A 24,792-nucleotide genomic window follows, 5' to 3' on the forward strand; every position below is an offset into this window, starting at 1 on the left:
ATACGATAGTTAGTGATAATAATCACTTACTAAATTTTCTTATTTATGCTTGCTATATAGATTGAACTATTGATTTGCCTATTGGACAGTCGGGTGAGGGGGCTTTTCGCACTCTTGGCCTACAGCTCATGGTTTGGTTCAAATTAAAGGGAATTCCTCTCGTTAAATCGGTGCCTATGCGGCTGTAGAGGCGATTTAGCTGGAAAATCTCCCGCTAATCCACCTGAAATTGTGCATATCGGCCATTGAGCCACGAAATAGATGGAGCTTCTCCAGCTAAATCCGGCTCAAGGGCCAAGAGCGGTGCATTAACGGGAGGTTTTCCCGTTAGTGTGGAGACGCCTACGTCGAAGGTGACACTTTATATCTACAACATAAAAAAGCCAACCGGTTTTGCCGGCTGGCTGACATCTTTTTGCAGCGTTACAACAATTCTTTACGCAGCTGTTCCGGGGATTTCGGAGACAACAAGCCGAACGGAATGTCGAATACCGTTTTCGCCCCGGTTTGTCCCGCATTGGACAGCTTGTACACGGCGCGCGCGTAAGCCACCAGTACGCTTGCCGTAAATTCAGGGTTGCTGTCGAGCTTGAGGCCAAATTCGATAATTTGCTTGCTGTTTTCGCCCGTCCGGCCGCTGCGCAGCACCGTACCCCCGTGCGGCATCGCCGAGTGGTTCTTCTTGAGTTCTTCTTCGCTGATAAAATGAACCGTAGTATCATAATCGGCAAAATAGTTAGGCATTTCTTTGATTTCGCGTTCGATGGCCGCCAGATCGGCGCCTTCTTCCGCCACGACGTAACAATCGCGCAAATGCTTCTCTCTCGTGCTCAGCTCGGGATTTTCCCCGCTGCGGACACGCTCTACGGCGGACTCGACCGGAATCGTATACTGCACGCCGTTCTTCACGCCCTGAACTCGCCGGATGGCATCCGAGTGGCCTTGGCTGACCCCTTTGCCCCAGAAGGTGTATTCTTTACCTTCAGGAAGCACCGCTTCCGCCAGCAGGCGGTTCAACGAAAACAGTCCCGGGTCCCAACCGGTGGAGATGACGCTGACATTGCCGCCTTTGACGGCCGCCGCATTCACTTTCTCAAAATACTCAGGAATTTTGGCATGCGTATCAAAGCTATCCACCGTATTGAACAAAGCCGCCAGCTCCGGTCCTTGTTCCGGCAAATCCGTAGCCGACCCGCCGCAAAGAATCATAACGTCAATATCACCTTTGTATTTCTCAATCTCGGAGATATGTACAACGCCGTTCGCCGCTGCCACTTCATCCGGTTGTCTTCTGGAAAAGATCGCTTTCAATTCGATGTCCGGGTTTTGCTTGATCGCCTTTTCCACACCGCGACCCAAATTTCCGTACCCTACGATACCCACCTTGATGTTCGCTGCCACTAAACGTTTCCTCCTCCAATTCAAATATGTTTACCATTTTAACGCACTCCAGTGAAATTTAAAATATCTAACACGTCAAGTGAAGAAATAAACATCACTCTGGCGGTTCAAACGGGGATGATGTGTCACAAATTAGACATATCAACGGGGAATTCTGGTTATTTTACGTAAATTAGAGCTATATAAAACTCAAAAAGAAATAGTAAACTAATTAATTGTGACATTAATCACTGACAAATCTAGGTGGTGTGAGTTTGGGTTATTCGAAACTTTGGAAATATACGTTGTTGGTTATTTGGGTTTGCGGATTTGGGGCATGCGCTATCCCGATTCCGGCTGCCGCCCATGCCTCAGTCGTAGGCTCGTATCCGGCCTCGGGCTCCACGCTGCAAGCTCCTCCAGAATCCGTCTATGTTCAGTTTAACGAGCCGATCGAGCCCGCTTTTTCGTCCCTGGAAGTACTGGGGCCAAAGGGAGAGCAAGCCGTTCAAGGCAGCCCACAACTGGATAACAAGCGACCGGACAAGCTGACGGCCAGCCTGAAGCAGGGATTGCCCGAAGGAGCCTACACGCTTAAATGGAGGGTCGTATCCAGCGACGGCCATCCGGTGAAAGGAACGATTCTATTTCAAGTTGGGGATGAACCAAGCGCTGCCGTCCGGACGCCGCCGAATTCGGATACTTCCACCGCCGCGCCGGGGACGGCTGCCCTTGTGGTGCGCTGGCTTTGGTATATCGGTATGACGCTCTATTCCGGGACACTGCTTTTCCACTTGGCCCTGCTTCCCCGCGGCTCGCTGGATATTGGAGCATCCAGGCTTGTTCAAAGGAGCCGGTCCCTGCTGGTTGCCGGCCTGGCGGGAAGCGGAATCAGCCTTCTTATTACATTGCCGCTGCAAGCATTTTCTTATGAAGGCGACTTTCAGGGATTGCTGCATGGCGGAGCACTCTGGCAGACGCTGAATCTAACGGCTTTCGGCACCGTCTGGAAGGTTCAAATGTTACTTTTGCTCCTTTTAACGGCGATTACATGGACCGGCATAAAGGTAGGGCACAAACGCAAGGCCGGCACAAAGGGATTGGAGCGGTTCCTCGCGGGGGCGGCTGTCATCTGCAGTCAAGCGCTGCTTCTATCCAAAGCGTTTCTCGGGCACGCGGCGGGGGTCGGCCCCAAAAGCTTGGCGATTCTGGCCGATTACCTGCACTTGTCCGCTTCCTCCCTCTGGCTCGGAGGGCTTCTCTCCGTCGCCTGTTTGCTGCCGCTCGCGGCAAGAGAAAATTCGCCTGCTCCGGGTATGGGCCAGCCGTCCGGGCTTTACTGGGAGACGCTCCAGCGCTTCTCCACCGCGGCCGCAGTCTGCGTCACGGTACTGCTCGCCTCCGGCATCTACGGTGCTTTCCTCCATATTCCGGATTTGAATTCGCTATGGAGTACAAGCTATGGCCGAACCCTGCTGGCCAAAATCGTCCTGCTTCTGCCAATGCTCCTTCTCGCCCTTTCCGGGTTCATCCGGGGCCGCCGGCGTGCCCGCCGGCCGAAGGCGACCTTATGGGCCGAGTTGGGCTTGGGGGCGTCCGTTCTGCTGCTTGCCGCCCTGCTAAACGGCCAGCCGCCCGCCTCCTCGGCCACGCTTCAGCAGCCGGGGCATCTGGAGGCAGCCGTGTCCGGCTACCGGATGACCCTGGATGTCACTCCTGCCACCGTAGGGCAAAATCAATTTAAAGTGAGCCTGACGGACCTTCAAGGGCAGCCCATCGAAGATATCGAGCAGATCACCTTACAGCTCACCTCCCAAGAGATGGACATGGGAACCATTGAAGTTGTCCTCCCCGGAGCACACCCGGAAGGCCGGGGATTGATCACGATGGAGGGAAATTGGAACGTTCGCGTTCATATTCTGCTTAAAAGCCTGGACACGATGGACCACGATTTTACACTAAAAGTCGATCCTATATAAATTTGGATACATTTAGCTTTTCAATATAGAACAGAAGGAGTTCAATTCCATGAAAAAATTCTTCTCCCGTTTCTCGTTAAGTTGCGCAACCGTCCTGCTCGGTTTTACGCTGTTTGCCGGATGGGCCAGCGCGCATGTCACCGTTAAACCCGGAACCTCTGCGCCGGGCGCCTGGGAAACGTACAGCATCAAAGTGCCGGTGGAAAAAGACATTCCCACCGTCAAAGTCTCCCTGAAAATTCCCGAAGGCCTGGATTTCAAGCAGTACCGGCCCGTCCCCGATTGGAAGGTGGAGCTGACGAAAAACGATGACGGCCAGGTCACCGCAGTTGCTTGGGTGGCGGAAGGAAAAGGGATTGGTCCGGGGGAATTTCAGCAATTTGAATTCGTCGGCAAAAACCCGGACAGCGATTCCGCACTCGCCTGGGACGCTTTTCAATACTACAGCGACGGCAGCATCGTGGAATGGATCGGAGAGGAAGACTCCGATAACCCCCACTCGATCACTAAGGTGACGGCGGACGCGGCCGGAGCCGCGGAAGAAGATCATGCCGTTCATGGGCATGACAGCGATGCGGGGGCAACCGGCGCGGCGGGCGGAAATACCGATACAGGCGCAGGTACCGGTGCAAATGCCGGGACAAAGGCCGCCGCGCCGGACGAGGCTCAAGATGGCGGTACTTCCGCCGTCGAAATCGGCACACTGATCCTCTCGTTGGCAGCGCTGCTCGTTTCCCTGGCCGCCTTGTTTGCGGCGCTTCGCTCGCGCAAGAGAACGTCCTGACAAAAAGCTCACACAAAATAAAAAATAGCTGGAGCATTTCCAGCTATTTTTTATTTTCCCGCTGTTATAGGTGTTTGGTCTACCGGATCATGACCGTTAACTCTCTCGCCGGCGCCCGCCCCGAGCAGGCAGAGAAACGCCAGCAGCAGCCCGGTTGAAGCACTGATGAACAGCGCGGGGTAGCCGAACGTATCGATGACCCAGCCGAGCAGCGGCGGCGATACAATGGCCGCCAGGGAAGAGACAAAATAATAGATCCCCGTTCGCGTTCCGATGCTTTCCTCTTTCCCGGCCGAGATGACCCACGGGTACGAGTTAATGTTGATGCATGCCCAGAATATCCCGCCTACGATCAGCAGTACTCGGAGCAGCAGCACCGATTCCACGAAGACGACCGAGCCGAAGACAAGAAACAGTCCGCCCACGCCGATCATAATGATTTTTTTCTTGCCGAATTTGGCCCCGAGCCAACCGCTGGGCAGCGCGAACACCAGGAAGGCCAGGGAGAAAAAGGTCAGTGAAAAGGATGCCTCGCTGTCGCTCATCCCCGCATGCTTGGTTCCGTATAACGTAAACAGCGCCTCAACGCCCTGGTACGCCACAAACCAGAAAAATATCGCCCCCAGGATAAACAGTGTCGTCTTATCCAACTGATCCTTGATCCGCACCGGTGAAGCCGGATTGGCCGATGCCGCGTCCGCTTCCAGCAGTACAGGCTCCTTGATCACGGCTTTCAGGACGAGCATGCAGACCAGCATAGTGATACCCGCAAACAGAAACGGCACGTACGAGCCGATCCCGTACAGTTTCGAGCCCACCCCGAAGGCCAGAACCGAACCGATGCCGCCCATAAAGTTAATGATGCCGTTCGCCCGCGTGCGTTGTTTTTCCGGGGTAATGTCCGGCATAAGCGCCACCGTCGGAGCCCGAAACAGGCTCATCGACAGATTCATTAACATCATGAACAACACCAGGGTAACGAATCCGGTATGAAAAGGAATCAACACTGCAAAGACGGCGCCGAGCGGCATCCCGATCAGCAAGTACGGCATTCGGCGGCCGAACCGGGTATGGGTTTTGTCGCTCCGGTGGCCGATCCATGGCTGCAGAAACATCGCAAAGTAATTGTCGATCGTCATCATAAACCCGATCAGGGCCGCGCTGGTCAAATAATCGTCCAAAAAGAGCGGCACGAAGGCATTATAAAGCGCCCAGGTCAGGCTGATGCTGAAAAAGCCAAGTCCCAGCAGCCATGTTTTCCTCATCCATTCACTTCCTTTCGGCGTTCAACAGTTCATTCAACCGGTCCGGATAGTCCGTAATGATTCCGGCTACGCCGGCCTCGATCATCCGGGACATCAGCGGTTTGTCGTTTACCGTGAACGGATGGTAGACGATTCCCGCCGCGGCGGCCGCGGACACGAATTCCGGGCGGACGGCCATATGGAAAGCATGAAGCGCGTCGGCCTTTACGGTCTTGGCGTAAGCCCAAGGCTCGTACAAGCCTTCCCCGTACAAAATCCCCGTGCGGATTTCCGGAGCGATTTGTTTGCACTCGAACAGGGAATAGTGATTGAAGCTCGAAATGATGACTTGTTCCGACATTTTATATTTTCTTACGGTCTCAATGAGTTTCCGCTCGATTTCGGGGTAGAGCACCGCCCCGTTCTTCAATTCCAGATTGACCACTGTATCGGTGCCTTGGGTCAGCTCCAGCAGCTCTTCGAGCGTAGGGATCTTCTCGCCCTTGAAATCTTCGTGATACCAAGATCCCGCATCGCGGGTGCGAATTTCCTCCAGCGTCAAGTCCTTGACCCACTCCGGCGTACCCGCCGTCCGTTTCAAGGTTTCATCGTGAATCAGAACCAAATGTCCGTCCTTCGTCATCTGTACATCCGTCTCGATCCCGGTAGCTCCAAGCTCCAGGGCGTAAGTAAAGGATGCCATCGTATTTTCCGGCCGATGCCCCGCGGCTCCGCGGTGCGCAAAATTAATGGGATTAGGCAATGGATTGTCCTCCTCAGGTGCGTTATTTTTTGCTCAAACTAGATATTATCCATCTCCTAACTATAATCCTGCTATGTAAAAGCAATATAAGAAAAACGCTTATCGTATACATTTCCGCTGAAAATTTACACTTTAATTCCAAAACGGGAGACCTCCGCCAACCTGCGCGGAAAGTCCCCCAATAAGTCGGTAATTTCTAATATCAGGTCACGCCGCTCCCACCCTCAACTCGGAATGACCAAGGATTGCAAACTGGCGTTCAGCCATCCGGCCTCGCAGACCGCCCGGGTATCCTGCAGAATTTCTCCCGGCTTGCTCGCTTTGCCGATTAAATACCCCTCGAGCGGCATGCCCATAAAGTCAAACGTATATTTCAACTGCTGAATGAGCGGCATGGCCTTGATCCGAGGATTATCGCCGCCGGTGACGATGACATATGCCTTCTTCTGCGACATCGCCTGTTTAAAGTCAAACCGGGGGTCCCGCAAGCTTTGCGACCACCGGTCGATGAAATTTTTCATCACGCCCGAGACACCGTACCAATAGACCGGAGTGGCAAAAACGAGCGTTTCATGCTGAAGCACTTCCAAAATCACCTCGTCGTAATCGTCATCCACAACGTCAAATCCGCCCTCCTCATGTCTTTGATCCCGGATGGGCATAATCCGCTTCTCCCGAAGCGCAATTTCCCGGTAAGGAATCCCCTCCAGCACCAGGCGCACCAATTGCTCCGTGTTCCCATTTTCCCGTGTGCTTCCTTGCAGCAGCAAAATACTCATTCGCGCACTTCCTTTCGTTAATATCCCACAGCAACAAAGTGTTCTAACTTATTGTTATACTACGCCGCGCCACGCCTGAAATATAACCCCCCAGTCCCCTGACCGAGAGGGGGACCCGACCAAGGTCCAGTTCACAAACCGCCTCAGGCCCGTTATCCCGCATCCGGAATCCAGCTACAATAAAGACATCAACGACGGATATGAAAAACAAATTCACCATCACATAAAAAGAAAGGGAGTTTTATAATCATGAGAAAATTGTATCGTTCGGTCACCGATAAGCAGATCAGCGGCCTGTGTGGCGGGCTAGCGCGGTTCTTAGGCATGGATCCGACCATCGTCCGGCTGATTGCGGTAGTAGTGGCCTTGTGCAGCGTAGGAAGCGCCGTAGCCCTGTATCTAATCGCCAGCCTGATCGTGCCGAAAGAGCCGATCGGCGAATTCGGTTTCGACGAACCTTTTACCCACTATTAATCCTAAAACCTAAATTACTCATTCAAAAATCAAAGGAGAGAATTCATTATGAGTCTGTTCAACCGTATCGCCAATATTACAAAAGCCTCCCTGCATGAAGTATTAAATAAACTCGAGGATCCGGTGTTAATGACCGGACAGTATTTGCGGAACCTGGAGGAAGATCTCCATATCGCGGAAAATATGCTGCGAGAGCAGCGGATGAACGCTAGCGTCCGCCAGCGTCAGAGCGAGGATGCCGCCGAGAACGCGAAGCAAAGCGAGCTGCGGGCGCTGGCCGCGTTGGAAGCCGGCGACGAAGCTGCGGCAAGAGCGGCGACGACGGCTAAAATCCGCTATGAAGAGCAGGCGCAGCAATACGCCGCCGAAGCCGCGGATGCCAGAGAACGGGTGACAGAATTGGAGCTCCGTCTGCAAGAAGGCAAAGAGGAGTATGCCCGGCTCAAAGAGAAACGCAACGAGTTGGCCGTACGGGCCCGCAAAGTCGAGGAACGCGAGCAAATGGACCGGCCGAACTTCAGCCACGGCCTGGACTACGGCGCGGCGGCCCGGGGCTTCGACCGGATGGAAGAGAAGATCCTCGAATGGGAAGCCGGCGCACAGCTTTCCGGCCGCGCCTACCCTGCCGGAAAATCCCCGCAAGCGGCGGAGCCGGCCGACGCGGCCGTGAACGAAGAACTGCGGCGGATGAAAGAACAGCTGGAGTCCCGCAATAAATAAAGAAACCCCAACCACAGCGATGTGGTTGGGGTTTTTGTTCAAGAAACTTATTTTCCGTCCTTGCTTTTGAAAAGTTCGCCGATCGCCCCGATGCTGCCCAGCGTGTCGACGGCACTGGAAGGAAGAAACACTTTGTTCGCCGGACCTTTCGCCACTTCCTTCAACGCTTCGAAGGATTGGTAAGCCAGGACCTGCTCATTGAGCGCCGCGTTGCGCAGCATTTCGATCCGCGCCTGCTCGGCTTCGGCCACGGCCTGAATCGCTTTGGCCTGACCGAGCGCTTCCAGCTCTTGGGCCTGACGCAAACCTTCCGCCTCGCGGATGCGCGCTTCCTTGTCCCCTTCGGCCTTCAGGATTTTACTTTGCTTATCCCCTTCGGCGCGCAGAATCATATCCTGCTTGGCCGCCTCGGCCTCCAGAATCATAGCCCGCTTGCTCCGCTCGGCCTTCATTTGTTTATCCATCGCTTCCTGGATATCCAGCGGCGGCTTGATGTCGATAACTTCAACACGTTCGATCCGCACGCCCCATTTTTCGGTCGCCTCGTCCAGGGCAATCCGGATATCCGTCGAGATTTTTTCCCGACCGGACAAGGTTTCGTCCAGCTCCATCCTACCGATAATTTGCCGCAGGGTTGCCGTCGTGATATTGCGAACCCCGTAAACGTAATCGGAAATGCCGTAAGTGGCTTGCTCCGGTCCAACCACCTGATAGAAGATAATCGTATCGATCTGAACCTGAACATTATCCTTGGTGATTACGGTCTGCGGCGGAACGTTCGCTTGCTGGATCCGTAAGTCATGATACAAGCGGACATGGTCGATGACCGGGATCAAAATGTTAAGCCCCGGCGTCAACAGCCGGTTGAACTTCCCGAGCCGCTCAACGACCCCTACCCGCTGCTGCGGCACGATTTTGACGGTCAATGAAATAAATACGACAACGACGACGACGATAACAGCAATAATCGCTAATTGCATTAAATAAATTCCTCCCAACGTTCGACTTCGATGATTGTACTGCTTCGTCTGAGCACCCGGACCCGCTCGTCTCTCCCCAGATTTTGGGTCGAGGTGGCGCTCCAGGTGTCTCCTCCCACTTTGACGATTCCATACTGGCCTTGTTCGATCGGTTCGACCACAATCCCCTCTCTTCCTATCAGTTCGATGCCGGGATCCTCATATCCTTTGGCGGCCCGAAACTTCCGTGAGAGCGGTTTAGTGAAAATCGTAAGCACCAAGGCCACCAGACACCCCGCGATCACCTGCGCCAGAAACGCTTCCGGAGCCACCCAGGCGACCCCCGCGGCAACGACCGCCCCAACGCAAAGCCAAAGCAGATAAAATGTTAGCGTCACCATTTCCAGAACCAATAAAACACCTGCGGCTATCAACCAAAGCCCCCATGCATCCATGCCGTCAAATGCACCACCTTTCCGCATTATAGTTTATATATACGGGACGGGTCGGAAAAGGTATCAACACCGTCCCTGAAGATGGAGCCCATTTAGTGGAAATACGTCACGTAACCCTGCACCATCTGTGCTCCGTATCCGAATGCCGCAAGCGTTCCGGCCGCCAGCCATGGCGCAAAAGCGATCGATTTGGGGCCGGACAGCAAACCCGCCGCCCACAGTATGCCACCCGTCAGGCTTCCCAGTACAAAGGCCAGAACAAAGGCGACGATGACATAAGGAAAGCCGACCACCCAGCCAAGTAGCGTGAACAGCTTGACATCCCCCATGCCGATGCCCCGCGTCAGCCAGGCAATCATCATCAGCGTCCCAAAGCCGAGGAAGGCGCCAAGCAAATGAGTCCAAACCGAACCCAGCGGAAAGATTAGCCTCAGCATCAACAGTATTGGTAGAAAAGCAAGCAGCACCTTGTTCGGTATCCGTCTGAACCGCAGATCCGTCACGGTCACGATGACGGCTAGGCTAACCAGCGCCGCTCCAACCAGCGCTTCGCCCGTCAGCCCGAACCGGGCATACATCCACAGGAACAGCAGCGCTGTGGCGAGCTCTGCCGCGGGGAAGCCGCGGAAAATCCGAATTCGCGTCCCCTCCTGCCGGCGCTTGCGGTCCGGCGGCCCGCCGTGAGGCGAGGCCGAAGGGGGCGACGCTACGGACGGACGGCCAGGCGGTTCCTTGGCCTGCGGCGGACGAAGGCCGACCGCTTTCCAGCATGCGCCTAGCGCATACCCGGCGAACATTATGATAATAGATGTCAGTAGCGTCATGGCGATTTATCACTTTCATCCCAACTTAATTCATGTACTGAATTCAATTATAACCTATTTTAGACAAATAGCCGTTAAAAAAGTAAATGGGATGTCTTTTAAAGCCAGGGAGATGAATAAGAGCCTTTTGGGCACTAGCATTGCATTAATCCTGACATATGATTACAACGGAGCTTGATGCCTTAATCGCTTTTAAAGAACTTCGCAAAAAAGTACAGGCCTCTAAACAAGGTTCTGCAGTTAGGAAGTCTAACGGCCGTGAGAGCCGTTATGTTGCGATTGAATCACGTAATGGGATTTTAACGGTCGTGTGGACCGTTATTTACCTTCATTTCGACCAAAACAGCCATACTTATATGAAATAGGGGCCGTGGCGGCCGTTAGAATTTGGATTCAGCGCAAACAGGGCAAATAACGGCTGTGGCGACCGTTAGCATGGTTTAGAGGCGGAGACGACGATCTAAGCTCGACATGTTGCTTGCCGAAGCGGCGGAATGGCCCCAAATGGGCAGCATCAAGGAAGTTCGATGCAACGTCATTGCCTAAAAGTCGGCTATCCCCCCCGACCAGCCGAATTCGCCAAAATAGCGCCGCATCAGGTCCTTATTCACCCGCACGGCTTGCCCAGAAATTCCCGCTGGCCTATGCGCGTACAGCGCAAAACCCCCGGTTATCCCGGGGGTTTTGTATTATGCTATCTCCTCATCCTAAGCCCAAGCTTATGTTTAAACTTACGCTTGAACCACGTCCAGATCGACATCGCGCTTGAACACTTCGGTGTCGTTCTCGCCCAGCACCTTGCCGGTGATGACGCCGGCCGTGATCGAGTCGTTGACGTTCAGGGCGGTACGGCCCATGTCGATCAACGGCTCCACGGAAATCAGCAGGCCGGCGAGAGCTACCGGCAGGTTCATCGTGGACAGGACGATCAGCGAGGCGAAAGTCGCGCCGCCGCCTACCCCGGCTACGCCGAAGGAGCTGACCGTGACAACCAGGATCAGCGTGAGGATGAAATCCCAGCTGAGCGGGTTGATCCCGACCGTCGGCGCGATCATCACGGCCAGCATGGCCGGATAAATGCCGGCGCAGCCGTTCTGGCCGATCGTCGCCCCGAACGAGGCCGACAGGTTGGCGATGCCCTCAGGTACGCCCAAGCGTTTGGTTTGCGTCTCCACGTTCAGCGGAATCGTAGCCGCACTGGAACGGGAAGTAAACGCAAATACGAGCGTAGGCAGCACTTTTCTAACATATTGCACCGGATTGTAGCCGAACAGGGCCAGCAAAATCAGGTGAATGATGAACATGACGATCAAAGCCACGTAGGAAGCCCCTACGAATTTGATCAGTTTGAGGATTTCCTCCGGATTCGTCGTCGCGACCGTATTCGTAATCAGCGCCAGGATACCGTACGGGGTTAGGCGCAAGACCAGCGTAACGATGCGCATGACGACCGCATAGACGGCCTCGACGATTTTGCGGAACATATCCGCTTGTTCCGGTTTCTTTTTATCCAGACCAAGAACGGCTACCCCGATGAAAGCGGAGAAAATAACGACGGCCAGCGTAGACGTGCTGCGCGCGCCCGTCATATCGGCAAACGGATTCGTAGGAATGAAATCGAGCACCTGTTGAGGAATCGTCTTGTCGGCCACCTCGCCAACGCGCTCCTCCAGTTTCGCCCCCCGCGCTTGTTCCGCTTCGCCCGCTTCAATTTCGATCGCCTTCAGGTCGAAGCTAAGGCTGGTGACAATGCTGACCGTCGCCGCAATCGCGGTCGTAATCAGCAGGACTGCGATGATCAGCGCGCTCATCTTACCAAGATTCTGCTTGCCTTTCAGCTTGGTAATCGCCGAAATGATCGAGACCATGATCAGCGGAACGACCACCATTTGCAGCAAACCGACATACCCGCGTCCGACCAGGTTGAACCAGTCCGTCGATTTGGCCAGCACTTCGGAGTCGGCCGGGTAAAGCAATTGAAGGATGACGCCGAATACGAGCCCCAGGCCGAGGCCGGTAAATACCCGTTTCGTAAAAGAGATATGCTTCTTCTGCATCCAAATGAGAACGCCGAGCAATACGAGCATGACTGCGACGTTGATAATAATCTGCAAAGTTTCCATCGTTCGATTCCTCCCATAAGTCTATAAAAGGGTTTCCCGGGCGTTCGCCCGGATTACAGAACGTATCATAACACATAAGCAAGTAAATTTATAGGATTAATTTTAGTATACTGCTAACCCGTTGATGGGACGCCATTTTTCCACTCTTTTGGACATCGTTACTTTAACTATTATTACCCAAAGAACCAAAGAAAAACAGTGGGATACGCGAACAAAAAAACGAGGCTGGCGGACCTCTTCTACAAGAAGCGTCCCGTCAGCCTCGGACTATGTTTATCCTTTTAAACGGTAAACCCGGCTTTCATGCGGCTGCTGGAGACAACCGACTTGTCGGTATACACTATTGCCAACCGAGCGTACTATGCCAATGACTCGTATTTCTCCAAGCTGTTCAAGCAGGAGGTCGGACTGACGCCCAACGAATATAAAAGAATTGGATAATTGGGTTGCAGAAAATGGACATCTCAAGTGCTGGAGGGTGCGGGATAGTCAATTACCGGGAATTCCTCCCGTTAATTAGGATTCTATACGGCTGCAGAGGTGAATTAGCGGGAAAACCTCCCGCTAATTCGGCTGGAATATCGTGTATCGGCGGTTGGACCGCGAAATAGCTGGATTTTTTCCAGCTATTTCGGAGCCAAGGGCCAGGCGCGGAAAATTAACGGGAGGTTTTCCCGTTAATAGCCGTCAATAAGCGACTAAGTGTGCGGGCTCTAGCGGGGGTTGGGTCGCGAAGCGGAGCCTTACTAGCTTGAATTGGCCCACGGAGCTTCTAAAAATGCGAGTAACCCGCGGCCTTCTCCCGCTCAATGAGGCTCATGCTCTCCCAGCGGCGCGATTTCCATCTGATCCGGAGCAAACATGTCTTCACCCACTCATCCGCGATAAACGCGATATACACGCCAATCATGCCCCAGCCTAAATACACCCCTAGAACGTAGGAAAGGGAGACGCTAATGATCCAAACCGATGAGACGCTGATATATACCGGAACTTTGACGTCGCCCGCCGCACGCAGCGCGTTGATAAGGATGAGGTTCCCCGCGCGCCCGGCCTCCAGCAGAACGGCAAGCCACAATAAATGAACCGTTTGCCGGATCGTGTCCGTATCGTTGGTGAACAACCCGACCAGAAAACCCGAACACGAAGCGATCAACAAAGCGGAGCCCGCGGAGATCAACGATGCGAACCAGGCGTAATTTTTTCCCCGCTTATAGGTCTCGTCAAATAGCTTGGCTCCAATGTACCTGCCGATCATGATCTCCGTGGCCAAAGCCAAAGACAAGGTAAACAGGTTGTTGAACATTCCGAGATTTTGGGCGTATATTTTGGCTGAGAGCGCCTGGGTTCCCAAAAGCGCGATAAAAGAGGTAATGCAAATTTGCGCCATGGTGGAAAAAAAGCTTTCCCCCGCCGTCGGGATGCCGATTTTGAACAATCCTCCGGCATGTTCCCGCAGGTCTTTCGCATGGATCCCCCGCATCCGCCACTTGAAGTCCGTCTTGAGTTTGATCACGACGAACAAAAACGCCAAGCCGACCAACCGCGACAGCACGGTGGAGATGGCAACCCCCGATACCCCCGAAAAAGGCGCACCCAAGGAGCCATACAGGGCGATATAATTCCCGGCCAGGTGTACGGCGTTTATTCCAAAAGCGACATACATGGTAACTCGCGTCAGTCCGTAGCTTCGCATAATGGTGGCTAAAGTAAGCCTGACCGCTTCAACAAACACAAATCCGCCCGTGATCATTAAGTAGGTCCAGGCGGAGGGAGCCAGCTCCTGGGGAAGATTCATCCACCCAAAGATCGCACGTCCCGCTCCCAGCAGAAGCAAACTGGTCAACATCCCGAACAGTAAATTGAGCACGATGGCCACCGAAGCGACTTCCAATGCCGACTTGTCCCGCCCAGCCCCTAGATTTTGGGAAATGAGCACGCTCGTACCCGCGGACACCACGTTGAACATCAAGTTCACAAAGAACAAAATTTGATTCGCTACGCCGACGGCGGCCACCGCTTCTTCCGAAAAGCGGCTGAGCATTAAAGTATCGATATTTCCCATCAGCATGCCGAGCAACATTTCAACAAAAATGGGCCAGGTCAAAGCAAATAACGAAAGCTTCTTGTTTCCCTGTTCTTTCTCCAAATTATCTTCACCCGCGGCTTTCCCCCAAAATGCAATCTAAATCCATTCTATGATTGAGGCGGTTTTGTTAAAACGTTTGCACAAAATCATTATTTCTCATTCGGCTTCATCTTTTGAGTCCGCTTGCTCGCCTGAGTTCAGTTCAAACACATTCAAGGATTGCTTAAGCGATTCCGACAGTTCCTTCAAACGGCGGGACAGGCCGACCAGCTCCTCACTGACACGGTATTGCCCCGAGGCCATGGAGGCCACCTCCTCGGTAGAAGCCCCGCTCTGCTGTACGACGGAGCTTACGTTCGCGACGAAATCCCGCAAAGCCAATTGAGCGCCCATTAACTCGCCGACGGAAGCGGAAGCGCTTTGCAGCTCTCGGGCAAAACCATCCATTTCGCGGCCTACGCCCCGAAAGATGGAGGAAGCGGATGTTACGGATTCGAGTTGTTCCCGAAACTTCGGTGTTATTTCCTGAAGAACGTTTACCGTATTCTCAATGGCTGACTGGATTTCTTCAGTCATCGCGGAGACGTTCCGGATCGAATCGTTGGATTGCACCGACAGTTTGCGGATTTGTTCCGCGATCACCGAAAAGCCTTTTCCCGCAGCCCCGGCGCGTGAAGCTTCTATGGTGGCGTTAAGTGACAAAATTTGAGTTTGACGGGTCATTTCAATCATCGGTTGTAAAATGCCGCGGATTGAAAGGGTGATTTGGCTTAATTTTCCGGAGTTCTCCTCGACCCTTGCGGTCATCCGGGATACGTCTTCCGTCTTCTCCACCAGCCGTCCCATATTCTCCTGCCCTTGTTCACTCACCTGGACGATCCTTCCGGCGGAAGTATCCATCAGTTCGGTTAAATGGATGACCTGGGCCATCTTCATGCCGATCTCGTCCGTCAAACTGTTTCCCTTCTCCGCCTCCTCCGCCAAGCTGGAGGATCCTTGGGCGATCTCTTCGGTGGCGGCCGCAATCTCTCCTGCCGTTGTCGCCGTATTCCGGGAGGCCTGGGCCAATGTATCGGCGGTCAGCCACAGCTCCTGCGTCGACCGCTGAATCCGCTCCACCAACCACGAGATTTGCTCCAACATTTTATTGAAGCTTTGCCCGAGCCGGCCGATTTCGTCCCGGCCTTTAAAATTCGCCCGGACTTTCAGGTTGCCCCGCTCTCCTTCCTCCATCAACCGGGATAGCTTCTGCAAAGGCTTCCCGACGTTGCGGAACAAATAATACCCGATGCCCAAAGCGACCATGATGGCCAACCCCATCACAAACAAGGAAACGTACAACAGCTTGTCCGCCGCACTCAGAAAATCGCTTTCCGGAGCGTATCCGATAAGCCGCCAGGGAGCGGTCTCCAACTGCTTGTAAACCACCAGTTGGCGAATCCCGTGTTCGTCTGACGCGGCGAACGAGGCCGAACTGCCGGAAAACTGCGCTTCCGCCAAATCGAGGGCGGACTTTGTCTCGATCAATTCCGGACGGGACGCATGTACAATCGTATTATCGGGCGTAAGGACGTTGGTCTGGCCGGAATCCCCGAGCTTCAAATTGGCCAGCGTCTCGGTCAAAGCCGCACTCTTGATCTCAATCAGCAGGACAAATTCCGCTTCCGGATGATTCAGATTCTTTAGAACCCTTCCCATCGTAATGGTCGGTTCATTCGAAGTATCAAAAAAACCTTTCTTTAGCCCAGGAATCCAGACTGGCTTGCCGGCGGCTTGAGCAATCGCAGCGATCCGGCTTTCCACCCCGTCGTTTCTCTGCGTACCGCTGGCCCCGGATGTCGCGTAATTGTTGGAAAAATCCTTGTTGACCAGCCGAATGCCAATCAAGCGCTCGTCCGAACCTTTCATGGCGTTGAGCTTGTTTTTTATTCTCGTTTCCGCCTCCGTTTTTCGGATAATATCGACATCTTGCCGCGTGACCGTCTCCAAATCCTCCTTCAGGATTTGATCTACCGCCATCTGCCTTGATATCGATTCATAGCCCGAAAACAGGAAGTCCAACTTGTCCGCAGCCTGTTCGATGGCCTGGGAAGCCGCCGATCCGACCTGGCCCCGGATAATCTCCTTCGACATAACGTACGAGCTTAATCCGAGGATTGCCGATAAAATCATAATGACTCCAAATACCATAACAAACAGCTTCATGCCAACGGACTTAAATTGAAGGAATCGGCCAAACTTCATATGTCTCTGCCCCCTAGTGAATAGAACTGGTTACTGGAACCGATTTAATTTTAACTATGTAAAGAAAGGATATAGCTGCTCAGCTTGGCTGAAGCTATATCCTCATGACTGATTTGTACGGAGATATAAATTTTTGGATTATCCTTTACTTGCCCCGGAAGTTAGGCCATCCACAAGCAGCCGCTGCAGGAACATAAACAGGATGGTAATCGGTACGGCGATCAGCACCGCTCCGGCGGCAAACAGCGTAAAGTTCGAATTTGTATTCGTATTGACCAAGTCCCACATACCGACGGCGACCGTCCAGTTTTCCTTGGTACGCAGCACCAGACGCGCAAAGATAAAGTCAACCCACGGACCGACGAATTGAGTTAATCCGACGTAGGTTAACATCGGTTTGGACAGCGGCAGAATAATTCTCCAGAATATCATGAAATTGCTGGCACCGTCGATTCTGGCCGCTTCATCAAGCGATCTTGGAATAGTATCCAGAAACCCCTTGGCGATGAAGGTGCCTCCAATCGGCGCTCCGGCGGCATAAACGATAACGAGAGCCCAATGAGAATCGAGCATGTTCATCGAAAGCAATAACAGGAAGATGGCAACCATGCTCATAAAACCCGGAAACATGCCTAACACCAGCAAAACCGACAACCCGTTTTTCCGGCCGCGAAACCGGAAGCGCGAGAAGGCGTAACTTGTGAGCAGCGTAAGAAATACGCCAAGTATGGTGGAGAAGATGGACACTTTTAGCGTATTCATATACCATTGCCCGAACAAAATCGTATGCGATGTGAACAATTCCCTGTAATGCTCAAAGGTAAGAGATTCCGGGAACAGCGATTTACTGTACAGCGCCCTTCCGGGCCGCAGCGAGCCTAGGATGACCCAAAGGGCCGGATATAGTGCGCATATCGCTAAAACAACCAGAACAATGTAACTCGAAGTTAGCCGTACGGCATTTCCTATTTTCCGCGCACTCATTGGATCATGTCCTCCTCTTTGAATGATTTGGTCCGACGATAGCTGTAGATCGAGAGTGAGGCGATGATCAGGAAGATAATAATGCCTACGGCAGAGGCCATATTATATTTTCTTTGATCCAGCGTCAGCTTATAGAGCCACGTAACCAGCAGGTCGGTCGAGCCGGCATATTGATAGTCCCCGTTAACCGGGTTCCCGTTGGTCAACAGGAAAATCGCATTAAAGTTGTTGATGTTGCCGGCAAACTGCGTAATCAAAATCGGTGCGGTGGTAAACAGGATCATCGGCAGGGTGATGATTCTGAATTTCTGGAATCCGGTGGCCCCGTCCACCTCGGCCGCCTCGTACAAATCTTTTGGAATCGTGGTCAATACCCCCATGATAAGCAGCATGGAGACCGGTATCCCCACCCACATATTCACGACGATAACCGTCACTTTTGCCCAGAACGGGTCTGTTAACCACGGCAATCCGTCCAGTCCGAAGTACTGGAGATATTGGTTGATCGGCCCGAATTGGCCGTTAAACATATTTCTCATGACAAGCAGCGAGATCATTTGCGGGATGGCATACGGCAGAATCAAAATCGTTCTCCATAGCCCCTTGAACTTGATTCCTTTTTGATTGATCAGCAAGGCGACAAGCATGCCGCCGAAATAGGTGGTGATGGTAGATAAAATCGCCCAGATAATCGTCCAGGTCAGCACGCCATAGAACGTATGGCTCCAGGTTTTGAGGGCGACCAGATTTTTGAACGTATCGAATCCTACCCAGTCAACCAGCATGGCCGGCGGAATGTGCTTGGGCGCGGAATAGTTCGTGAACGCCAGCATCACCATGAAAATGATCGGCATAACGGTAAAAAACAAAATCCCGATGCCCGGAATTGTCAAAAACGCTTGGGCAAACTTGTAATCGAGAACGTATTGTACCGACTCCTTGAAGTTATTCGGCGTTTTGCCCCGATCTCTAGCCCCTCCCACATTTCTGGCATCCTTCACGTTCATCACATAAACGATTATAAAAATAGCCAAAAAAATCAGGGTGATCAAACTGGTCACCAAAATAACGATAGAGTCGTCCCCGTCGACCCATTTCCCTTTAATCAATCGTCTGGGGACTTCGCCTAATGTGAAGATTCCCCAGAACGTTCTGCCCAGGTTATTGATGAAATAGTATCCGCTGACAACTTCAAATAGTAAAAAAATGATACCTTTAATAAACTGCCGGTTATAAATCTGCCCCAATCCCATACCCAATATCGATAGAATAGTAGCGTTATTACGATGTTTGTTCATAGCCCTCACCTTCTCCTCTCCTTGGGAAACCGAGGAAATTACCCGCCGCTGGCAGCGGCGGGTAATTTCCAGTTCTCGCGGAGCAGCATCTGCTGTTATTCTGCGGAAACCCCGTTATTCAGGTCCTTGATTTGCGTAGCGGCTTTATCCATCGCTTCTTTAGGATCTTTTCCACTGTCCCAAATTTCAGGAAATGCGGCGTTTAACGGTGCCCATGCATTGGACATTTCCGGAATGCTCGGCATCGGCTGGGAAGATGCGATCTGGGCCGCAAAAGCGGAGACGAATTCGTCATTTTTGACTTGCTCCGTTTCAAGCGCTTCGAGATTCGTCGGCACGGAGCCGACTTTCTCGTTCAACAAGAGCTGTGCTTCCTTCGATGAGGCGAAATGGGCGAAAAGTTTGGCCGCGTTCGGATACTTCGTAAACGAGTTGACCACGTAAATTTTGATTCCCGAGAACGTCACGGCCTTTTTGCCAGCTATCGTCGGAACTGGAGCTACCCCCAATTTATCTCCAAGAGCCGCTTTATACCCGGCGAGTTCCCACGGGCCATTGATGTCCATGGCGATATCCCCTGCGGTAAACAAACCGCGCTTCACGTCCGGGTTAATGTCGCCGCTGTTGATGGGGAGAATTTCCTTCAAGCTTTGGTATACTTTCAAACTTTCCAGGGCTCCGGCATTATTCACCCCAATATCATCCTTATTGGTTCCGTTGTCCCCGAACAGGTAGCCTCCGCCGGAAGCAATAAACGGATAGTTAAAGTACATATTGCCGGTCTCCCACATAATCCCGTACTTTTTCTTTTTAACATCGTTAAATGTTTTACTGAAGGCGATTACATCTTCAAAGGACTTGGGCGCTTCCTTCACAAGCGATTTATTATAATACAACGCTGGCGTTTCGGCTGCTCTGGGGTATCCGTACAGCACACTGTCAAAAGTCGCGCCCAGGATGGAGAGCTCCGTATTATTCTTCTTGGTTTCTTCTTCAAAAACGTCATTGGCCAGCAATAGCCCGGAAGTCGCGGCATTCCCGATATGATCATGCGGTACGATCAACACATCGGCGGCAAGACCTGCCGAGCCGTCCTGCGTCAGTCGGCCGATCTGGTCGGTCGGCGCCACTTCTTCGATCTTCACCTTGACGCCATACTTGGCTTCAAATTGCTTGATCAGTTCGTCGGCGAAGACTCTTTCCTCCCGGCTCTCCCAGATGAGCAGTTCCGCCCCTTCTTCGGGAGCGATTTCACCTTCGGCGGTTTTTGTGCCGTCTCCCGTATTCTCCGTCGTCTGATTTGCGGGAGCTGGCGCACTCTCACTATTGCCGCCTTTGCTGCCCGAGCTGCAAGCCGTAAAGGATACGACCATGGACAAAGATGCGATGAGCGCTAACATTTTCTTCATTTTCATAAAGCGAACCCCTTCCTGATTTTGTATAGAAACTTTTCACTTCCAAGAAAAAGCGCAAACGTTTTCGCATAATGTCGAGAAAAAATGTAGTTTTTGTCGTAATCTCGCGGGATTTATCGATTCCCTCGACTGGAAAGCGCTTTACATCTAAAACTATCATACAACACACCGCGAAGTTTGTAAAAACGTTTGCACAGATCGTTTTTGTGATCTTTTATCCGCATAGCTTGAAAATGCTCCTGTTTGCTCCCTATATCGCAATTTAACTCGAATTGAAGATTCGTTTTGAGCCTTGTGCAATTGTTTGAACAATGCTATAATCTTGACCGATCCTAACTTGAAGGCACTGTTATCCACAAGGTACATCCTCGGCTTCGCTTAATAGCCCGGGTGTGCCTTTTCTTGTTCCGCGGTGCCCGGTTTAGTTTAGTCCCTTATATTATAATCAAGTTCGCACATCCTAACGGCAAATAACGGGATATAAGCCTGGCTGCGTAACAGTGTTTTCTGGTTGCTAAAAAATTCTCTTAGTGAAGGAGGAATTATTTCATGCTTCTTGAAGCGGTTTACCATCGTCCCCAACTGAACTGGTGCTACGCTTACGACCAGGAAACGATTCATCTCCGCCTGCGGGCCAAAAAGAACGATCTCAGCGAGGTATATGCATTTGCCGGGGATAAATATGCCTGGGATGAGACAAAAGAACTGGTCCCGATGACGAAATTTATCTCCGACGGGCTGTTCGACTACTGGACCTGTGAGATCAAACCGCCGTTTCGCCGTTTGAAGTACGGCTTTTTGCTGAAATCCGGGGAAGATCGGGTATGGATGACTGAAAGCGAATTCACGCCCGAGCGCCCCGTCATTCCGGACCGGTTGTTTGAATTTCCGTATATTAATCCGGGAGATGTATTTACCGTGCCGGATTGGGTAAAAGATGCGGTCTTCTATCAGATCTTCCCCGAACGCTTCGCCAACGGCGACCCGAGCAATGACCCCGAAGGCGCGCTGCCCTGGGGCGGCAAACCGGAGCGCGATAACTTCTTTGGGGGCGACCTGCAAGGAGTAATCGATCACCTCGACCATTTGAGCGAGCTTGGAATTACGGCGATTTACTTCACGCCGCTATTCGAAGCCACGACGAACCACAAATACGATACGGCCGACTATATGCGCATCGACCCGCATTTCGGCGATATCGAAACGGTCAAAAAATTGGTTGCCGCCTGCCACAAACGAGGCATTCGCGTTCTGTTCGATGCCGTGTTCAATCATTCCGGCAAAACCTTCGCCCCTTTTGTGGATGTCATGGAAAAAGGGGAGCAGTCCCGCTATAAGGATTGGTTCCACATCCGTCAGTATCCGCTCGAGGTGAAGGACCGTATTCCTAGCTACGATACCTTTGGTTTTGAGCCGCTTATGCCGAAGCTGAATACGAAAAATTCCGAAGTTAAGGCTTATTTGCTTAAAGTAGCGGAATTCTGGATCAAAGAGGTGGGCATTGACGGCTGGAGACTTGATGTCGCTAACGAGGTGGATCATGAATTCTGGCGGGATTTCCGCAAGGTCGTCAAAAATGCCAACCCGGAAGCCTACATTCTGGGCGAAATCTGGCATGAATCCTCCCCTTGGCTGCAAGGCGACAAGTTCGATGCCGTCATGAACTATCCGTTCACGGAAGCGGTACTCGATTTTGTGGTACGCGGCAAACTGGATGCACTGGGATTCGCCAATGCCATCGGCCAGCAGATCTCCCGCTATCCGCTTCAGGCGAGCGAAGTGACGTTCAACCTGCTGGACAGCCACGATACTCCGCGCCTGCTGACCCTTTGTGAAGGCAACAAAAACAAAATGAAACTGGCCGCCATGTTCCTGTTCACCTACAACGGTACGCCTTGCATTTACTACGGCGACGAAGTGGGCCTGGACGGCGGAGCCGATCCCGATTGCCGTAAGTGCATGGAATGGGATCCGCAGCGGCAGGACCATGACTTGTTTGCATTTTACCGGAACCTGATTGACCTGCGAAAGCAACTCACTCCTCTGCGCACCGGCTCCATCCGTTTCCTTCTCGCGGAGAAAAACGGGTCCAGACTGGCCTATGAGCGCAGAATCGACGATGCGCGCGTTCTTGTGCTGCTGAACAATTACGATGCCGGCCAGACCCTGGAACTGACCACAGACACAAAAATATGGCGGGATACGCTGAGCGGCGAAACCTGGGAAGCGCTTAACGGCAAACTAAGCGTCCGGCTTCCGGCTTACGGGTATGCTGTATTAACGGAAGCGAAATAACGCACCATAATGAACACGGCCTGTCCCTTCCTGTCCGAGTGGGGTCAGGCCTTCTTTCTATCGGCCATGCCACCGTGGGTCTATTTACTTTCCGCAAGGTATCGATTAATATTACAATGTAAGGCAAACGGTTCCACAAGGAGGTTCTTTATGGCTGTAACTATAAAAGACGTCGCCAAAAAGGCCGGAGTATCGCCCTCCACAGTGTCCCGAGTGCTGTCCAATCATCCCAGAATCAGTGCTGAAACTTCGCGAAAAGTAAAGTACATCATGGATCAGCTTGGATACCATCCGAACATCATGGCGAAAAGCCTCGTATCCAAAACGACAAACAGCATATGCATCATGCTTCCGAAGTCGGCTGAAGAATTGTTCTCCAACTTTTTCTTCATGGAGTTGATCCGCGGAATAGTGACCCAGGCGAGCCGTCTCGGCTATGATGTCCTGATCAGCTCCGGAGCGAACGAAAAGGAAGAGGTTGAGGGTGCATCCAGACTGCTGAATGGACGCCGCGTAGACGGAGTGATTCTTCTCTATTCGAGAAAAGATGACCCTGTTATCGATTTCCTGCATGAAGGCGGCCATCCCTTTGTATTGATCGGTCGCAGCGAACAGTATCCCGATATTTTATCGGTCGATAACGATAACGTACAGGCTTCTTACGATGCCACCAAACACTTGATTTCCTTAGGACATGAGCGAATCGGATTCGTCAGCGGCCCTCCTGAGCTTATCGTATCCCAAGATCGGCTGACGGGTTATCTGGACGCCCTCCGCGATTCCGGTTTGGAATCTCGAGCGGAGTGGATTGTTGAGGGGGATTTTTTGCAGGACAGCGGTTACCGGGCCATGTCTTTCTTCATGAATCTGCCGGACCGTCCGACAGCGATCGTTCTGATCGACGACGTGGTTTCGTTTGGGGTTCTGCGCGGTCTCCATGAATTGGGTTACAGTGTACCGAAAGATCTGTGTCTGGTCAGCTTTAACAATATTCCGTTATCGGAGCTGTCCACGCCACCGCTCAGCAGTATAGACATCGGTATCTACAACTTGGGATATACGGCCTCGCAAGTTCTGATTCAAGCGATCAAGAACAGCAACGATAACAGCTACCGGAAGCGGCATATTATTCCCCATCGCTTAATGATCAGGGAATCGTCCATGTACAATATGCCGAAGCAGAAATGATAGGGCACCATCACTTGAAAAAATAATTGAAGCAGATTGCTTGCTTCTTTTATTTTTTGCAGCTTGTTCAAACGTTTGCGCTAAACACAACGAAAGGAGACAAACTACATGAGTACCCTTAAGGCTTGTCTTTTTGATCTGGACGGTGTACTTGTCGATACCGCCAAGTACCATTACGAAGCGTGGAAACGCCTGGCGGCCGAGTTAGGCTTTGCATTTACGCAAGCCGATAATGAGAGACTAAAAGGTGTCAGCCGGATGGCCTCACTCGATATTTTGCTTTCGATAGGCCAATTGCAAAGAAGCGATTCGGAGAAGCAGGAACTGGCGGCGCGCAAAAACAGTTGGTATGTTGAGGCCATCTCGAAGATGGGCCCGGAGGAAATCTTGCCGGGAGCTCTTCATTTTCTTAAAGATTGCCGAGAAAGCGGTTTAAAAGTGGCCCTCGGCTCCGCCAGCAAAAACGCCATGACCATTCTCGACAACACGGGGCTCACCCCATACTTCGACATTATCATCGACGGAACCAAGACGTCCAGCGCCAAGCCGGATCCCGAAGTGTTTGTGCTTGGCGCCGCCGGACTGGGAATACCGCCTGAACAATGCGTCGTCTTTGAGGATGCCGAGGCGGGAATTGAAGCGGCTCAAAGGGCCGGTATGCGCAGTGTCGGTATCGGTTCGCCGGCCACGCTGGGCAGGGCCAATCTCGTGATCCCTTCACTGGAGAATATGACGGTTGCCCGTCTGCAGCAAGAAATGTCCGCTTTTTTCATATCTTAATTCATTAGATGACTT

21 protein-coding genes are annotated in these 24,792 nt (G+C 52.4%); 8 read left to right on the forward strand and 13 right to left on the reverse strand.

Annotated elements, in window-relative coordinates; all coding sequences use genetic code 11:
* Window positions 1–423: 423 nt before the first annotated feature.
* Window positions 424–1,401, reverse strand: a complete 978-nt coding sequence (locus V4U84_RS15435) for a diaminopimelate dehydrogenase (RefSeq protein WP_334077482.1) — start codon at window positions 1,399–1,401, stop codon at window positions 424–426.
* A 254-nt stretch (window positions 1,402–1,655) separates the two neighbouring features.
* Between V4U84_RS15435 and V4U84_RS15440 the strand changes: the two genes are divergently transcribed.
* Both V4U84_RS15440 and V4U84_RS15445 read left to right on the forward strand, forming a co-directional pair.
* The gene (locus tag V4U84_RS15440; RefSeq protein WP_334077483.1) at window positions 1,656–3,359 is read left to right on the forward strand and encodes a copper resistance protein CopC; all 1,704 of its coding nucleotides are present in this window, start codon (window positions 1,656–1,658) and stop codon (window positions 3,357–3,359) included.
* Window positions 3,360–3,408: 49 nt separating this feature from the next.
* Window positions 3,409–4,143, forward strand: coding sequence for a YcnI family copper-binding membrane protein (locus V4U84_RS15445; RefSeq protein WP_334077484.1), 735 nt, complete (start codon window positions 3,409–3,411; stop codon window positions 4,141–4,143).
* A gap of 50 nt (window positions 4,144–4,193) precedes the next feature.
* On the opposite strand, the gene V4U84_RS15450 is transcribed toward V4U84_RS15445, so the two are convergent.
* The 3 genes from V4U84_RS15450 to V4U84_RS15460 all read right to left on the reverse strand — a co-directional run bounded on the left by V4U84_RS15450 (window position 4,194) and on the right by V4U84_RS15460 (window position 6,929).
* The gene (locus V4U84_RS15450) at window positions 4,194–5,408 is read right to left on the reverse strand and encodes an SLC45 family MFS transporter (RefSeq protein WP_334074876.1); all 1,215 of its coding nucleotides are present in this window, start codon (window positions 5,406–5,408) and stop codon (window positions 4,194–4,196) included.
* 4 nt (window positions 5,409–5,412) lie between these two features.
* A complete protein-coding gene (locus V4U84_RS15455; RefSeq protein WP_334074877.1) occupies window positions 5,413–6,150 on the reverse strand; it encodes a glycerophosphodiester phosphodiesterase in 738 nt (245 codons plus the stop codon).
* A 224-nt stretch (window positions 6,151–6,374) separates the two neighbouring features.
* Window positions 6,375–6,929, reverse strand: a complete 555-nt coding sequence (locus V4U84_RS15460) for a flavodoxin family protein (RefSeq protein ID WP_334077485.1) — start codon at window positions 6,927–6,929, stop codon at window positions 6,375–6,377.
* A 249-nt stretch (window positions 6,930–7,178) separates the two neighbouring features.
* On the opposite strand from V4U84_RS15460, the gene V4U84_RS15465 reads away from it, so the two are divergent.
* Complete coding sequence (locus V4U84_RS15465; RefSeq protein ID WP_334074879.1) at window positions 7,179–7,403, forward strand: PspC domain-containing protein; 225 nt, start codon at window positions 7,179–7,181, stop codon at window positions 7,401–7,403.
* Between the two features lie 48 nt (window positions 7,404–7,451).
* Window positions 7,452–8,123, forward strand: a complete 672-nt coding sequence (locus V4U84_RS15470) for a PspA/IM30 family protein (protein ID WP_334077486.1) — start codon at window positions 7,452–7,454, stop codon at window positions 8,121–8,123.
* A 47-nt stretch (window positions 8,124–8,170) separates the two neighbouring features.
* Here the strand turns inward: V4U84_RS15470 and V4U84_RS15475 are convergent, their stop codons facing one another.
* The 4 genes from V4U84_RS15475 to V4U84_RS15490 form a co-directional block, all read right to left on the reverse strand.
* A complete protein-coding gene (locus V4U84_RS15475) occupies window positions 8,171–9,103 on the reverse strand; it encodes an SPFH domain-containing protein (RefSeq protein WP_334074881.1) in 933 nt (310 codons plus the stop codon).
* Window positions 9,103–9,537, reverse strand: coding sequence for an NfeD family protein (locus V4U84_RS15480; RefSeq protein ID WP_334077487.1), 435 nt, complete (start codon window positions 9,535–9,537; stop codon window positions 9,103–9,105). The genes V4U84_RS15475 and V4U84_RS15480 overlap by 1 nt, the downstream gene beginning before the upstream one ends.
* Window positions 9,538–9,629: 92 nt before the next feature.
* A complete protein-coding gene (locus tag V4U84_RS15485) occupies window positions 9,630–10,361 on the reverse strand; it encodes a prepilin peptidase (protein ID WP_334077488.1) in 732 nt (243 codons plus the stop codon).
* Between the two features lie 731 nt (window positions 10,362–11,092).
* On the reverse strand, window positions 11,093–12,484 hold the full coding sequence (locus V4U84_RS15490) for an L-cystine transporter (protein ID WP_334074884.1): 1,392 nt from the start codon (window positions 12,482–12,484) through the stop codon (window positions 11,093–11,095).
* Window positions 12,485–12,787: 303 nt separating this feature from the next.
* Between V4U84_RS15490 and V4U84_RS15495 the strand changes: the two genes are divergently transcribed.
* Window positions 12,788–12,925 (forward strand): helix-turn-helix domain-containing protein, encoded by a 138-nt coding sequence (locus V4U84_RS15495; protein WP_334074885.1) that lies wholly within the window; start codon window positions 12,788–12,790, stop codon window positions 12,923–12,925.
* 331 nt (window positions 12,926–13,256) lie between these two features.
* On the opposite strand, the gene V4U84_RS15500 is transcribed toward V4U84_RS15495, so the two are convergent.
* The 5 genes from V4U84_RS15500 to V4U84_RS15520 all read right to left on the reverse strand — a co-directional run bounded on the left by V4U84_RS15500 (window position 13,257) and on the right by V4U84_RS15520 (window position 20,514).
* On the reverse strand, window positions 13,257–14,633 hold the full coding sequence (locus tag V4U84_RS15500) for an MATE family efflux transporter (protein WP_334074886.1): 1,377 nt from the start codon (window positions 14,631–14,633) through the stop codon (window positions 13,257–13,259).
* Between the two features lie 96 nt (window positions 14,634–14,729).
* Entirely contained in the window at window positions 14,730–16,817 is a 2,088-nt protein-coding gene (locus tag V4U84_RS15505; RefSeq protein ID WP_334077489.1) for a methyl-accepting chemotaxis protein, read from the reverse strand.
* A 138-nt stretch (window positions 16,818–16,955) separates the two neighbouring features.
* Window positions 16,956–17,801, reverse strand: a complete 846-nt coding sequence (locus V4U84_RS15510; RefSeq protein WP_334074888.1) for a sugar ABC transporter permease — start codon at window positions 17,799–17,801, stop codon at window positions 16,956–16,958.
* On the reverse strand, window positions 17,798–19,099 hold the full coding sequence (locus V4U84_RS15515) for a carbohydrate ABC transporter permease (RefSeq protein ID WP_334074889.1): 1,302 nt from the start codon (window positions 19,097–19,099) through the stop codon (window positions 17,798–17,800). Before V4U84_RS15515 ends, V4U84_RS15510 begins: the two co-directional genes overlap by 4 nt.
* A gap of 95 nt (window positions 19,100–19,194) precedes the next feature.
* Window positions 19,195–20,514: a sugar ABC transporter substrate-binding protein gene (locus V4U84_RS15520; protein ID WP_334077490.1), complete on the reverse strand. Its 1,320-nt coding sequence runs from the start codon at window positions 20,512–20,514 to the stop codon at window positions 19,195–19,197.
* Window positions 20,515–21,063: 549 nt separating this feature from the next.
* On the opposite strand from V4U84_RS15520, the gene V4U84_RS15525 reads away from it, so the two are divergent.
* The 3 genes from V4U84_RS15525 (at window position 21,064) to pgmB (ending at window position 24,777) form a co-directional block, all read left to right on the forward strand.
* The gene (locus tag V4U84_RS15525; protein ID WP_334077491.1) at window positions 21,064–22,809 is read left to right on the forward strand and encodes an alpha-glycosidase; all 1,746 of its coding nucleotides are present in this window, start codon (window positions 21,064–21,066) and stop codon (window positions 22,807–22,809) included.
* Window positions 22,810–22,959: 150 nt separating this feature from the next.
* A complete protein-coding gene (locus tag V4U84_RS15530) occupies window positions 22,960–23,997 on the forward strand; it encodes a LacI family DNA-binding transcriptional regulator (RefSeq protein WP_334074892.1) in 1,038 nt (345 codons plus the stop codon).
* Between the two features lie 108 nt (window positions 23,998–24,105).
* On the forward strand, window positions 24,106–24,777 hold the full coding sequence (gene pgmB, locus V4U84_RS15535) for a beta-phosphoglucomutase (RefSeq protein WP_334074893.1): 672 nt from the start codon (window positions 24,106–24,108) through the stop codon (window positions 24,775–24,777).
* Window positions 24,778–24,792: the final 15 nt, after the last annotated feature.

Source organism: Paenibacillus sanfengchensis, assembly GCF_036864765.1.
Taxonomy (GTDB): Bacteria; Bacillota; Bacilli; order Paenibacillales; family Paenibacillaceae; genus Fontibacillus; species Fontibacillus sanfengchensis.